Below are 12,107 nucleotides of genomic sequence, written 5' to 3' on the forward strand. Positions count from 1 at the left end.
CTGTTAATTTCCAGATCATCAGAAATTGCCGAACATTACGGCGGTCAATATAAAGTCCAGCCCAAGCACGGCCAGCGACGAATACACCACAGTTTTTGTGGTTGCCGAACTGATGCCGGCGGATGTTGGCACACAGTCATAGCCTTGATACACCGCAATCCAGGCGCACACAAAGCCAAACACCACACTTTTTATGACGCCGTTTAGTACGTCGTCACGAAAATCAACCGAAGCCTGCATGTTGCCCCAGAACGAGCCTTCGAACACACCCAGCCATTCCACTCCCACCAGCATACCACCAAGGATACCCACCATCGAAAACACCAGGGCCAGAATAGGCATGCTCAGAAAGCCCGCCCATAATCGCGGCGCTATCACCCGGCGCAAAGGGTCCACGCCCATCATTTCCATGCTCGAAAGCTGCTCTGTGGCTTTCATCAAGCCAATTTCTGCGGTCAACGCCGACCCAGCGCGGCCAGCAAACAAGAGCGCGGTCACCACCGGCCCCAATTCGCGCACCAGGGTGAGGGCAATCAGCTGGCCAATGGCCGACTCAGAGCCAAAGTCGCTGAGAATCGTGTAGCCCTGTAACCCAAGTACCATCCCAATAAACAGCCCGGAAACCATCACAATCACCAGTGACAGCACCCCAACCGAATATATCTGTTTCAACAGCAGTGGCAGGCCCACCGCCGGTTTTGGCACGCCTGCCAGCGCGCCCAGCAAAAACTGGCTGGCTCGCCCAAAAGACGCCAGGAAATCCAGCGTATTTTTGCCCAGGCGGGCGATCGCATCCATCATTGCTTTGCTCCCAGCCCGAAATCGACGGCGCGTTCTGGCGCCGGATAGTGAAAAGGTACGGGGCCATCGGGCTTGCCCTGCAAGAACTGCTGCACCTTGTCTGATGAGTGCTCGCGCAATTGTTCCGGCGTGCCCGCGCCGATCACCTTGCCGTCAGAAAGAATACAGGCGTAGTGACAAATGCTGAGTGATTCCGGCACGTCGTGAGACACCAGCACGCTGGTCAGACCCATGGCAATGTTCAGTTGTCGGATAAGCTTCACCACCACGCCCATGGCAATGGGGTCTTGGCCGGCAAAGGGTTCGTCATACATAATCAGTTCTGGGTCCAACACAATGCTGCGAGCCAGTGCCACTCGCCGCGTCATGCCGCCGGACAGCTCTGCGGGCATCAGGTCGCGCGCGCCGCGCAGGCCCACGGCTTCCAACTTCATCAGAACGATGTCGCGAATCATGTCTTCCGGCAGTTTGGTGTGTACCCTCAGGGGGAAGGCTACGTTCTCGTACACGCTCACATCGGTAAACAAGGCCCCGCTTTGGAACAGCATGCCCATCTTTTTCCGCAGCTGAAACAGCGCACCGCGCCGCAGCTTGGGTATGTTGTGGCCGTCAACCAAAACCGAGCCAGACTCCGGCTTCAGCTGTCCGCCAATTAGACGCAACAATGTTGTTTTCCCAGTGCCACTAGGGCCCATGATCGCAGTGATCTTGCCACGAGGAATTTGCAAACTGAGGCCATCAAAAACACGCCGCCCAGAGCGCGAGAAAACCACGTTTTCCAAGGAAATATAAGCAGCTTCTGCCATAACCTACCCCTTAAAAGAGCCGCTACATTATGCCAAGACGCACTCAAGCTCAATCCGCTATGGCTAAAATTTCACCTTGCGAACTGGCCGCAGCCGTGTTTTAACCCATTCAGAGACAGCCCACGGCTGTCCAATGTTATACTCTGTTTCACGACAGCCCAAGCGGCGCTTCATGACAGCCCAAGTGGCGAAATCTCGGCCATCAGCCGAATTAGACTTAAAGAGCAGGAACAGGATGACAGACCCAGTGCCAAAGGATTTTCGAGAATCCGCGCTCAACACCATCCGCATCGAGCGCGATGCCATTACCAGCCTTGAGCAGCGTATTGGCGAATCATTCACACGTGCCTGCCAGGCAATTATGGCTTGCCGCGGCCGTGTCGTGGTGACCGGTATGGGCAAATCTGGCCATATCGGCAACAAAATTGCCGCCACTCTGGCCAGCACCGGCACACCGGCTTTTTTTGTTCATCCTGGTGAAGCCAGCCACGGTGATCTAGGCATGATTACCAGCCAGGACGTGGTAATCGCCATCTCCAACAGCGGCAATACCAACGAAGTGGTCACCCTGCTGCCAATGTTGAAACGCATGGGCACGCCGCTGATCAGCATGACTGGTGACCCGCAGTCGATTCTGGCACAGGAAGCATTGGCCAATCTGGACGTTAGCGTACTTAAAGAAGCCTGCCCACTAGGCCTGGCACCCACATCAAGTACCACCGCCACATTGGTAATGGGCGATGCCCTGGCCGTTGCCCTGTTGGAAGCGCGGGGTTTTAGCGCCGAGGACTTTGCGTTTTCGCACCCTGGGGGACGCCTGGGCCGCCGTCTGCTGCTGCGAGTACTAGACATCATGCACAGTGGCGATAGCGTTCCGGTAGTCAGTGAAGGTACGACCCTCAGCGGTGCGCTACTGGAAATTTCCCGCAAGGGCCTGGGTATGACCACTGTGGTGGACAGTAACGGCCTCCTGATAGGCGTATTCACTGACGGTGACCTGCGCCGCAGCCTGGATAAAAATGTAGACGTACACACCACCGCCATAGAACAGCTGATGACCCATAATGGCAAAACCATTCGCGCCGACCAACTGGCAGTAGAAGCTCTGAATATTATGGAAGAAATGAAGATCAGCGCCCTGCCAGTGGTCGGTGAGCACGGTGAGCTGGTGGGGGCCTTGAATATGCATGATCTGCTGCGTGCGGGAGTCATTTAATGGACACACTTGTAAAAGATACCCCTAATTTCCGGCCGCAATGGCCGGCCAGCGTGCTTGCCAAAGCAGCCAACATTCGCCTGATTGCACTAGATGTGGATGGCATCATGAGCGATGGCAAAATTTACTTCAGTGCCAGCGGTGACGAGCTAAAAGCCTTCAACATTCTCGACGGGCTCGGACTCAAGCAGCTGATGGCCGCAGGCATTGCGGTCGCAGTCATTACCGGAAGGCGTTCACCACTGACCGAAAAACGCATGACTGACCTGGGTATCCCGCACCTGTTGCAAGGCCGCAAGGACAAACGCACCGCACTGCTGGAGATTGTCGATCTGCTGGGCATCCCGGCCAGTGATATTGCGTATATGGGCGACGATTTGCCGGATTTGCCAGCGCTTCGCTACGCTGGCCTCGGCATTACCGTGCCCAACGGCTATTGGCTGCTTCAGGAGCACGCCGATTATTGCACCCGAAGCCGCGGCGGTGATGGCGCGGTGCGCGAGGCCTGCGATCTGATTCTCGCGTCCCAGGGCAAGCTCGACACGGCCCTTGCACCCTATCTTGAAGCCTATATTGAGCCCGTCCGCGACGCGGGAAGCGCACCATGACTTTAGGTAAAGGCGGCGGCCTGCTTGCTGCGCTGTTGCCGGAACAACGCCCCAGGTGGCAAACGATGGCCCTTCTGGCCACGTTCATTGCCACCGCTGCCCTGCTGTGGCACAGCGACAACGAAGTGCCAACGCCAACACAAGACAGCGAACTGCGCGGTGACCGCGAGCCCGACAGCTTTGTGGTGGACGCCCTGTACACTTCTTACGACGAACAAGGCACCGTCAAAATCCAGTTTGTCAGCCCTCGCATTGAGCAGTTTGAGGCCAACGGATACGCCATCATGGCCGAACCGCAGGCCACAATCCAAGGCCAGCCCGGTTCAGAACCCTGGCAGCTTACGGCCAAACACGGCAAACTGCGCGACGGCAACAGCCAGCTGGAGCTTGAGGGTGATGTGCGCGTTGTCCGACAGATTGGTGAGCGCAGCGCCACCTTGAGCACGACCAGATTGACGCTGGATAACCGCACGAATATGGCGTACACCGATGCCCCCGTCGAAATCGTTGACGCCACCGGCACCACCCACGCCACGGGCATGAAAGCCTGGCTCAATGAACGTATTCTGGAACTTGATTCCCAGGTGGAAGGACGCTATGAAACTGGCAACTGAACGTAACGCATCCTTTTGGCGCCGAGCACCAGGCTTGGGTATGAGGCTGGGCATTAGCGTCGGGCTGGCGGCCTTACTCGTTAGCACGCCAGGCTTGGCCTTTGATCTTGATTCCAACATCCCCATCAACGTGGCCGCCAATTCAGCAAGGCTTGACGATGCCAAAGGCGTTGCAACCTACACCGGCGATGTTGAACTGGTGCAAGGCGATACCAAGCTGTTTGCTCAAGAGGTGGTGCTCTACCGCGACATAAATGGGCTTAACCGCATTGAAGCCACCGGCACCCCGGCCCATTACGTTCAGCCCACGGCCAACGGAAAAGGGGAAACCGACGCAAAAGCCCTTACCATAACCTGGTCTGCTGCCGAGAAGCAGCTGACCTTTGAACGCGACGCAGTGATCAGGCAAACTGGCAATATTTTTCGCGGTGAACTGATTCTTTACGATACCGTGAACCGCGTCGTCACTGCCCAAGGCAGCATCGAAGCAGGCTCCGGGTCAGGCCGGGTAGAAATGACAATCCAGCCGCGCAGCACGCAGGAGTCCGATGGCCGTTCTCAGAGCCAGTAATCTGGCAAAAAGCTACAAACAGAAAAAAGTGGTGATTGACGTTTCGCTGGAAATTCGCAGCGGCGAAATCGTCGGACTGCTAGGCCCTAATGGTGCCGGCAAAACCACCTGCTTTTACATGATTGTGGGGCTGGTGCAGGCCGACCACGGCCGCATTACGATCGATAACCAGGACATCACCCCGCTGCCGATGCACGGCCGTGCCCGCAAAGGCATTGGCTATCTGCCCCAGGAAGCCTCGGTGTTCCGCAAACTTAGCGTGCGCGACAATATCATGGCCATTCTGGAAACCCGCAAAGGTATGAAACGGGCGGAACGCGACGCGAAGTTAGAGGAATTGCTAGCCGAGTTTCACATCAATCACATCCGCGACAGTATGGGTATGGCACTGTCTGGGGGCGAGCGTCGCCGGGTAGAAATTGCTCGCGCTCTGGCTATGGAGCCCGCTTTTATTCTGTTGGACGAACCCTTCGCCGGGGTCGACCCAATCTCGGTTAGCGACATCAAGCAAATCATTCGCCACCTGCGCGACAAAGGCATAGGCGTATTGATCACCGACCACAACGTGCGCGATACGCTGGACATCTGCGAAAACGCCTACATTGTATCCGGCGGCCATATTATTGCTTCCGGCAGCTCCGCTGAAATTTTTGCCAATCAACAAGTCAAAGAGGTCTACCTAGGCAACGAATTCCGGTTGTAATGAACCTTAGAAGTGGGTTTGCGATGACATCGCCACAGGTGAATCGGTTGATTCCCCGGCGAACTCTAGTAGACTCGGCAGAGAACTTGCTTGTGAACGCAAACCCCGGTTAGCCAACCTTTTTTAGTGGCTGCCACGCGCCAACCGATCGAGTAATGGATTTCCAAGAATGGTAATGAAAGCTTCTTTGCAGCTCAAGCTGGGCCAGAGCCTGACCATGACGCCCCAGCTCCAGCAGGCGATTCGCCTGTTACAGCTTTCTACCCTCGACTTGCAACAAGAAATCCAGCAGGCGCTGGAATCCAACCCCATGTTGGAAGCACCGGAAGACGACGATCACGGCGACGAGGAATCCACGCACGCGGACACGAACAACGATCAAAACACGGACTCCAGTGCAGACGATCGTGGGATAGATAGTGGGATAAATAGCGGGGTGGACGGCACCGCTGAAAGCGCAGCAGAGACATCTTCAGACACCAGCAAAGACTGGGACGAAAACGAAAACGGTCCCGACTGGGCCAGCGAAAATGAAATACCCGATACCTTGCCAGACGACCTGCCGGTAGATACGGCCTGGGACGACGTGTACCAATCTGCGCCGGCGCCGGCCAGCAGTAATGGCGACGATAACGACTACGATTTTGAAACCCGCAACTCGCCCACTGAAACCCTGCGCGATCACCTGGAGTGGCAGCTAAACCTGACCACCATGACGGAACGCGACCGCGCCGTTGCTCACGCCCTGATGGACGCTGTTGACGAACGCGGCTACCTGACCAGCTCGCTGGCCGAGATTTATACCGGCCTGCAGGACGAGCATGACGACGACCCTCTGGAACTGGATGAACTGGAAGCGGTACTACGACGCCTGCAGTTTTTTGACCCACCCGGTGTGTTTGGTCGCGACTTGCAGGAATGCCTTCTAATCCAGCTGAACCAGATGCCACCAGACACCCCTTGGGTTTCTCAGGCGCGCATGGTCATCACCCACTACATCAGCCTGCTGGGCAACCGTGACTACGCCCAACTGCTGCGCCGTAGCCGCCTCAAAGAAGACCAGCTAAAACAGGTACTGGCGCTGATTACCAGCCTGAACCCGCGCCCCGGCAATGTGATTGACCAAACCGAACCGGACTACGTAATTCCAGACGTGATTGTGTACAAGCGCAACGAGCGCTGGCGGGTAGAGTTGAACCCAGAAATTGCACCGCGCATTCGTGTCAATGCCAGCTATGCTTCATTGATAAAGCGTGCCGATAGCAGCGCTGACAACACCTACATGCGGGATCAGTTACAAGAGGCTAAATGGTTCATCAAAAGTCTGCAAAGCCGCAACGAAACGCTGCTAAAAGTGGCTACCCGTATTGTGGAATACCAACAGGGTTTTCTAGACCAGGGGGAAGAAGCTATGAAGCCGCTGATCCTTTCGGAAATCGCCCAAGCCGTAGAAATGCATGAATCTACCATCTCCCGGGTAACCACCCAGAAGTTCATGCACACACCTCGCGGCATTTTTGAGCTCAAATATTTTTTCTCAAGCCATGTCAGTACCGATGCTGGCGGAGAATGTTCTTCAACCGCCATCCGCGCCATGATAAAAAAACTGATAGCCGTCGAAACCTCCAAAAAACCGTTGAGCGACAGCAAGATTGCCGCCATGCTTGGGGAACAGGGAATCCAAGTGGCGCGGCGTACCGTGGCCAAATACCGGGAGGCACTGCAAATACCTCCATCGAACGAAAGAAAGCGACTGGTGTAGCAACACCGACCTAACAACACCCATGCGATAGCAGGAGAAGCCTATGCAACTCAATATTTCTGGCCATCATGTCGAACTGACCGAAGCACTCAAAGAGTACGTGAACGAAAAGTTCCAGCGCCTGGAGCGCCACTTCGACCAGATAAGTAACACCAATGTGACTCTACAGGTGGAAAAATTGCGCCAGATAGCCGAAGCTACCGTAAATATTAGTGGTGGCGAATTGCACGCTAAGGCAGAAAGCGAAGACATGTACGCAGCTATTGACGCTCTGGTGGACAAACTGGACCGCCAGATTCTCAAGCACAAAGAAAAGCAAGTATCCCGGATGCACGGTAACTAACACCGGATACAACGCGTAAACGCTTCACGCGCTGCGGCATGGCACCATGCCGCAGCCTTTTTTTTAATGGAAGTACCGTCGACCCATGAGCGAGACATCCCTGACAATAGAAACCATCCTTGCCCCGGAACTGACACTTTGCAACGTGCCAGCGTCCAGCAAGAAAAGGGTTCTTGAGTTTATTGCAGAGCAGATTCACCTGCATAACGCCACCTTGGGCGACACTCAGATATTCAGCAATCTGATTGCCCGCGAGCGCCTGGGGTCCACCGGGATCGGCCAGGGCATCGCCATTCCTCACTGCCGCCTGGAAGGCCTGGAGCACGTTATTGGCCTGCTCGTCACCCTTAGCGAGAGCGTGGACTTCGATGCAATTGACAACCAGCCGGTAGATTTGGTGTTTGCTCTGGTTGTACCAAAAGAAGCCACCAGCGAGCATCTTGAGCTGCTTAGTCAGCTTGCAGAAAAATTCAACGATCGGGCTTTTTGTGACCGCCTGCGCCAGTCGGAAGATGCCATTACCCTATTTCAGCGCATGACCTCCGGACGCTAGTCTGTCTTGGCCTGATCCACTTCGACCGTTCGCAATCAAAGGGTTATTGACGATGAAACTGATTATTGTTAGCGGCCGTTCCGGATCGGGTAAAAGTACCGCCTTGCACGTTCTTGAAGATCTGGGTTTTTACTGCATCGACAACCTACCCATTGGCCTGCTGTTCCCGCTGACCAGAGAAGCGGCCGCACAAGAGCCCGCCGGCCGCCTGCACAAAATGGCGGTGAGCATAGACGCGCGCAACCTGTCCGGTGAGCTGGCCAATTTCGAAGATATTCACCGACGCCTGAAGGACACAGGCATCAGTGCTGAAATCATATTTTTAGACGCCGACGAGCAATCTCTACTGCAACGCTTTCATGCTACCCGACGCAAGCACCCACTGAGCGACGATCACACGTCATTGCGCGAAGCCATCAGCTCGGAAAAAAAACTGCTGGAACCCTTGTCGAATCTGGCTGACCTTTACATCAACACCACTGGCATGGGCATGTACGATTTGCGGGACATGGTCAAACAGCGGGTGGTCGGCCGCAAAGACCAAGAACTGGCGCTGCTGTTCCAGTCATTCGGTTTCAAGCACGGCGTACCGGTTGATTCAGACTACGTATTTGACGTGCGTTGCCTGCCCAATCCCCACTGGGACACCTCTCTGCGCAAGTTTACCGGCATGGACCAACCGGTGATCAAGTTTTTGGAAAACGAACCCATGAGCGCAAAAATGGTGCAGGAAATCATCGCTTTTCTGACCTCGTGGCTACCGGCATTTGCCGACAGCAACCGCAGCTACATGACTATTTCCATTGGCTGCACCGGCGGCCAGCATCGCTCGGTTTACGTCTGCGAGCAAATGGGCGCCCACTTCCGCCAGCACAGCAATAACGTGCAAGTACGTCACTCCGAACTACTGCACCTGAAAACCGTACAGGACGCCTGATTCAACCATGATCCGCCGCCAGCTGTTTATCATCAACAAACTGGGTCTGCACGCCCGCGCAACGGCCAAACTGGTGGCCACAGCGTCTGCCCACCAAAGCAAGGTCAGAATCGCTGGAAAAGGCCGTGAAGTGGATGCAAAAAACATCATGCAGGTAATGATGCTGGCCGCCAGCCAGGGCACGGAAGTTGAACTGATTGCCGACGGTGAAGACGAGCAACAGGCCATTATCGCGCTGACAGAACTGATCAATGATTACTTTGGCGAGGGCGAGTAGTCGCTCACGCAGCGCCTGCAAGTCCGCTATAATACAGCCGTTTTCTGACCGCGGATAAGCCATGACCGATATTCTGGAAAAAAGCCAGGCACGCCAGCGACTTCGCTCATTAGGCGAAGCGCTGGACAGTGGCGCCCTGAAACAAGTCGCACGCATCCTCAATGGCGGCCTCAGCCCCAGTGATATCGCCCACCTGCTGGAATCATCGCCCCCGCGGCAACGGTCGCTGCTGTGGAATCTGGTCGACAAACAACTTGAAGGCGAAGTCCTTCAGTATCTAAACGAAGACATTCGGGGCGATTTCCTAAGCAAATTCAGCGCTCAGGAGCTGGCTGATCTGATTGAAGACTTTGAGTCGGACGATCTGGCCGACTTGCTTCAACAGCTCCCCGACACGGTGATTCAGGAAGTTCTGAACACCATGGACGAACAAGACCGCCAGCGTGTGGAGGAGGTACTGTCGTACCCCGAAGACACCGCCGGCGGTTTAATGAACACCGACACCATTACGGTGCGCCCGGACATCAGCATTGACGTGGTGCTGCGTTATCTGCGCCGCCACCGCACCCTGCCACCCATGACCGACAGCCTGATTGTGGTCAGCCGTCGCGATGAATTTATCGGCATGCTCCCGGTTACTTCCTTGCTAGTATCGAACCCTGCCGCCACCGTGCGTGAAGTGATGGACACCGATATTGAGCCCATCCCTGTGACTTTGTCAGATACCAAGGTTGCCATCCTGTTTGAGCGCTATGACCTGATCTCGGCGCCGGTGGTCGCCGAAAATGGCAAACTGCTGGGCCGCATCACCATCGATGACGTGGTCGATGTTATCCGCGAGGATGCTGATCACTCGCTGATGCGGATGGCGGGTTTGGATGACGATGAAGATACCTTTGCGCCGGTATGGAAAACCTCGCGCAGGCGCGCGGTTTGGCTGGGCATTAATTTAATGACCGCGTTTATCGCCTCTGGCGTGATCGGTCTGTTTGAAGAGACCATCACCAAGGTTGTGGCACTGGCGGTGCTGATGCCCATTGTGGCCAGTATGGGCGGCATTGCCGGCAGCCAGACCCTGACACTGGTCATCCGCGGTATGGCCGTTGGTCAGATCAGCAGCGCCAATGTAGGCTGGTTGTTAAACCGCGAGTTTCTGGTGAGTGTAATGAACGGCGTGCTCTGGGCGTTGGTGGTGGCCGGCGCGGCGACCCTGTGGTTCGGGGACATTATGCTGGGCGCTATTATTGCCGCAGCTCTGGTGATAAACCTTGTCGCTGCAGCCCTGGTGGGCACCGTGTTACCGTTGTTTCTGAAGTCGCGTAATATTGACCCTGCACTGGCCGGCGGTGTGATCCTAACCACCGTCACCGACGTTGTCGGGTTTGTGTCCTTTCTGGGCCTGGCGACTCTTTTTTATGCCTGAGCTTTTTACATCTCGATGCTCTTTACATCTAACTAAATTTTTACATCTGAATAGCTTTTTACACCTAAGTAACCGGTAATCTAATGATTGATCATAACGAAGAAGAGTTTGAATACGACGGCCCCAGCAAGTCCCAGCTCAAGCGCGAGATGCACGCGCTGCAAAGCATGGGCAAGCAAATGCTGGAGCTAAACCATGAGCAGCTCGATAGCCTGCAAATCAGCGACACGCTGCGCCGCGCCATCGACGAATCGGTCCGCATTCGCCAAAACGAAGCCAAGCGCCGGCACCTGCAATACATTGGCAAGATCATCCGTCAGGAGCCTGACCCCGAAGCACTGCAGGCCGCTATCACCGCGTTCTCCGCGGGCAGTGTAGAGCACACACGCCGCCATCACCTGGCTGAACGCTGGCGCGACCGTATCATCACCGAGGGCGATAGCATTATTGGCGAGTTTTTGAGCCACTGCCCGGATTCGGATATCCAGCATTTGCGCAATTTGGCACGAAATGCCCGCAATGAAGTGCAGAAGCCGCAAAGCGCCAGCCACGGCCGAAAACTGTTCCGCTACCTGCGCGAGTGCATTGACGCCAACGAGCAAATGTAAGCCGTTACGCAAGCGGTTCCAACCGCTTGCGTAACGGCCGTTACAGGCGGCGATGACTCCATACCGGCATTTGCTGGCGCAGCTGATCCAGCCAGTGTTTGTCCAAAGCTGCGGTCACCATCCCGGGGCCGTCCTCGTTGACCTCAGCCAGTACACTGCCCCAGGGGTCGCAAATCAGACTGTGGCCGTAGGTGCGGCGCTGACTGCTGTTGTGCCCGCCTTGCCCGGCCGCCACTACGTATAGCTGATTTTCAATGGCACGCGCCCTAATCAGCGCGTGCCAGTGGGCATTTCCGGTTTTCCAGGTAAAGGCGCTGGGCAGGCATACCCAGTCAGCGCCTTTATCACGCAGCGCGCGGAACAGCTCCGGAAAGCGAAGGTCATAACAAACCGCCAGTCCCAGGCGCCCGGCTGGCGTGTCCACGGTGACCACCTGGTCCCCCGCTTCGAAGGTATCCGACTCGCGGTATTGGCCGTGAGCATCGTCCACCTGGGCATCAAACAGGTGGATTTTGTCATAGCGCGCCACTTCGTCGCCCCGGTCATTGAACACCAGGCAACTGGCTCGCACCCGATCAGCAATGACCGACCCATCCGGGCGCAGAGCCAACGGCAATGAACCGCCTACAATCCAAACCTTCAGGGTTTTCGCCTGTTGTGCTAGAAAAGTTCGAATAATGCTTTCGCTACCAGCCTCCTGCTGCCCGCAGGGAAGCATTTGGTCGCTGGCCAGCACTGCGAAGTTTTCCGGCAGCACCGCCACCTTTACGCCCGCCTCCGCAGCCTTCTGTAAAAGTGCCGCAGCAGCGTTCAGGTTATCCTGAAGTTGGTGCCCACTGACCATTTGCAGAGCCGCCACAAGCGCCGGGGATTGCTGTGTCATCA

15 protein-coding genes are annotated in these 12,107 nt (G+C 55.9%); 12 read left to right on the plus strand and 3 right to left on the minus strand.

Annotated elements, in window-relative coordinates:
* Positions 1-18: 18 nt before the first annotated feature.
* The gene (gene mlaE, locus MRBBS_RS12930; protein WP_014871974.1) at positions 19-801 is read right to left on the minus strand and encodes a lipid asymmetry maintenance ABC transporter permease subunit MlaE; all 783 of its coding nucleotides are present in this window, start codon (positions 799-801) and stop codon (positions 19-21) included.
* Positions 798-1,607: an ABC transporter ATP-binding protein gene (locus MRBBS_RS12935; RefSeq protein ID WP_014871975.1), complete on the minus strand. Its 810-nt coding sequence runs from the start codon at positions 1,605-1,607 to the stop codon at positions 798-800. The genes mlaE and MRBBS_RS12935 overlap by 4 nt, the downstream gene beginning before the upstream one ends.
* Before the next feature lie 235 nt (positions 1,608-1,842).
* Here MRBBS_RS12935 and MRBBS_RS12940 point away from each other — a divergent pair, with 235 nt between their 5' ends.
* The 12 genes from MRBBS_RS12940 (at position 1,843) to yjgA (ending at position 11,222) form a co-directional block, all read left to right on the plus strand.
* The gene (locus MRBBS_RS12940) at positions 1,843-2,823 is read left to right on the plus strand and encodes a KpsF/GutQ family sugar-phosphate isomerase (RefSeq protein ID WP_014871976.1); all 981 of its coding nucleotides are present in this window, start codon (positions 1,843-1,845) and stop codon (positions 2,821-2,823) included.
* Complete coding sequence (locus tag MRBBS_RS12945; RefSeq protein ID WP_014871977.1) at positions 2,823-3,431, plus strand: KdsC family phosphatase; 609 nt, start codon at positions 2,823-2,825, stop codon at positions 3,429-3,431. Before MRBBS_RS12940 ends, MRBBS_RS12945 begins: the two co-directional genes overlap by 1 nt.
* Complete coding sequence (gene lptC / locus MRBBS_RS12950) at positions 3,428-4,045, plus strand: LPS export ABC transporter periplasmic protein LptC (RefSeq protein WP_083847058.1); 618 nt, start codon at positions 3,428-3,430, stop codon at positions 4,043-4,045. Before MRBBS_RS12945 ends, lptC begins: the two co-directional genes overlap by 4 nt.
* Complete coding sequence (gene lptA / locus MRBBS_RS12955; RefSeq protein WP_041635291.1) at positions 4,029-4,616, plus strand: lipopolysaccharide transport periplasmic protein LptA; 588 nt, start codon at positions 4,029-4,031, stop codon at positions 4,614-4,616. Before lptC ends, lptA begins: the two co-directional genes overlap by 17 nt.
* Positions 4,594-5,319 (plus strand): LPS export ABC transporter ATP-binding protein, encoded by a 726-nt coding sequence (gene lptB, locus MRBBS_RS12960; protein WP_014871980.1) that lies wholly within the window; start codon positions 4,594-4,596, stop codon positions 5,317-5,319. The genes lptA and lptB overlap by 23 nt, the downstream gene beginning before the upstream one ends.
* A gap of 169 nt (positions 5,320-5,488) precedes the next feature.
* Positions 5,489-7,081, plus strand: coding sequence for an RNA polymerase factor sigma-54 (locus MRBBS_RS12965; RefSeq protein ID WP_014871981.1), 1,593 nt, complete (start codon positions 5,489-5,491; stop codon positions 7,079-7,081).
* 43 nt (positions 7,082-7,124) lie between these two features.
* On the plus strand, positions 7,125-7,424 hold the full coding sequence (gene hpf, locus MRBBS_RS12970) for a ribosome hibernation promoting factor (RefSeq protein ID WP_041635292.1): 300 nt from the start codon (positions 7,125-7,127) through the stop codon (positions 7,422-7,424).
* A gap of 85 nt (positions 7,425-7,509) precedes the next feature.
* The gene (ptsN, locus tag MRBBS_RS12975) at positions 7,510-7,977 is read left to right on the plus strand and encodes a PTS IIA-like nitrogen regulatory protein PtsN (RefSeq protein ID WP_014871982.1); all 468 of its coding nucleotides are present in this window, start codon (positions 7,510-7,512) and stop codon (positions 7,975-7,977) included.
* 52 nt (positions 7,978-8,029) lie between these two features.
* A complete protein-coding gene (rapZ, locus tag MRBBS_RS12980) occupies positions 8,030-8,914 on the plus strand; it encodes an RNase adapter RapZ (RefSeq protein ID WP_014871983.1) in 885 nt (294 codons plus the stop codon).
* A gap of 7 nt (positions 8,915-8,921) precedes the next feature.
* Positions 8,922-9,191 carry an HPr family phosphocarrier protein gene (locus MRBBS_RS12985; protein WP_014871984.1) on the plus strand — a complete coding sequence of 90 codons (270 nt, stop codon included), beginning with the start codon at positions 8,922-8,924 and terminating at the stop codon, positions 9,189-9,191.
* A gap of 61 nt (positions 9,192-9,252) precedes the next feature.
* Positions 9,253-10,614, plus strand: a complete 1,362-nt coding sequence (gene mgtE / locus MRBBS_RS12990) for a magnesium transporter (RefSeq protein ID WP_014871985.1) — start codon at positions 9,253-9,255, stop codon at positions 10,612-10,614.
* Positions 10,615-10,697: 83 nt separating this feature from the next.
* On the plus strand, positions 10,698-11,222 hold the full coding sequence (gene yjgA / locus MRBBS_RS12995) for a ribosome biogenesis factor YjgA (RefSeq protein WP_014871986.1): 525 nt from the start codon (positions 10,698-10,700) through the stop codon (positions 11,220-11,222).
* Between the two features lie 40 nt (positions 11,223-11,262).
* On the opposite strand, the gene MRBBS_RS13000 is transcribed toward yjgA, so the two are convergent.
* Positions 11,263-12,105 (minus strand): carbon-nitrogen hydrolase family protein, encoded by an 843-nt coding sequence (locus MRBBS_RS13000; RefSeq protein WP_014871987.1) that lies wholly within the window; start codon positions 12,103-12,105, stop codon positions 11,263-11,265.
* Between the last annotated feature and the right edge of the window lie 2 nt (positions 12,106-12,107).

It is taken from the genome of Marinobacter sp. BSs20148 (genome assembly GCF_000283275.1).
Classification (GTDB): domain Bacteria; phylum Pseudomonadota; class Gammaproteobacteria; order Pseudomonadales; family Oleiphilaceae; genus Marinobacter; species Marinobacter psychrophilus.

Excerpts from the sequence above, each read along its gene's own strand:
- mlaE (WP_014871974.1), bottom strand. The coding sequence starts at position 801 with ATGATGGATGCGATCGCCCGCCTGGGCAAAAATACGCTGGATTTCCTG.
- MRBBS_RS12935 (WP_014871975.1), bottom strand. The coding sequence starts at position 1,607 with ATGGCAGAAGCTGCTTATATTTCCTTGGAAAACGTGGTTTTCTCGCGC.
- MRBBS_RS12940 (WP_014871976.1), top strand. The coding sequence starts at position 1,843 with ATGACAGACCCAGTGCCAAAGGATTTTCGAGAATCCGCGCTCAACACC.
- MRBBS_RS12945 (WP_014871977.1), top strand. The coding sequence starts at position 2,823 with ATGGACACACTTGTAAAAGATACCCCTAATTTCCGGCCGCAATGGCCG.
- lptC (WP_083847058.1), top strand. The coding sequence starts at position 3,428 with ATGACTTTAGGTAAAGGCGGCGGCCTGCTTGCTGCGCTGTTGCCGGAA.
- lptA (WP_041635291.1), top strand. The coding sequence starts at position 4,029 with ATGAAACTGGCAACTGAACGTAACGCATCCTTTTGGCGCCGAGCACCA.
- lptB (WP_014871980.1), top strand. The coding sequence starts at position 4,594 with ATGGCCGTTCTCAGAGCCAGTAATCTGGCAAAAAGCTACAAACAGAAA.
- MRBBS_RS12965 (WP_014871981.1), top strand. The coding sequence starts at position 5,489 with ATGGTAATGAAAGCTTCTTTGCAGCTCAAGCTGGGCCAGAGCCTGACC.
- hpf (WP_041635292.1), top strand. The coding sequence starts at position 7,125 with ATGCAACTCAATATTTCTGGCCATCATGTCGAACTGACCGAAGCACTC.
- ptsN (WP_014871982.1), top strand. The coding sequence starts at position 7,510 with ATGAGCGAGACATCCCTGACAATAGAAACCATCCTTGCCCCGGAACTG.
- rapZ (WP_014871983.1), top strand. The coding sequence starts at position 8,030 with ATGAAACTGATTATTGTTAGCGGCCGTTCCGGATCGGGTAAAAGTACC.
- MRBBS_RS12985 (WP_014871984.1), top strand. The coding sequence starts at position 8,922 with ATGATCCGCCGCCAGCTGTTTATCATCAACAAACTGGGTCTGCACGCC.
- mgtE (WP_014871985.1), top strand. The coding sequence starts at position 9,253 with ATGACCGATATTCTGGAAAAAAGCCAGGCACGCCAGCGACTTCGCTCA.
- yjgA (WP_014871986.1), top strand. The coding sequence starts at position 10,698 with ATGATTGATCATAACGAAGAAGAGTTTGAATACGACGGCCCCAGCAAG.
- MRBBS_RS13000 (WP_014871987.1), bottom strand. The coding sequence starts at position 12,105 with ATGACACAGCAATCCCCGGCGCTTGTGGCGGCTCTGCAAATGGTCAGT.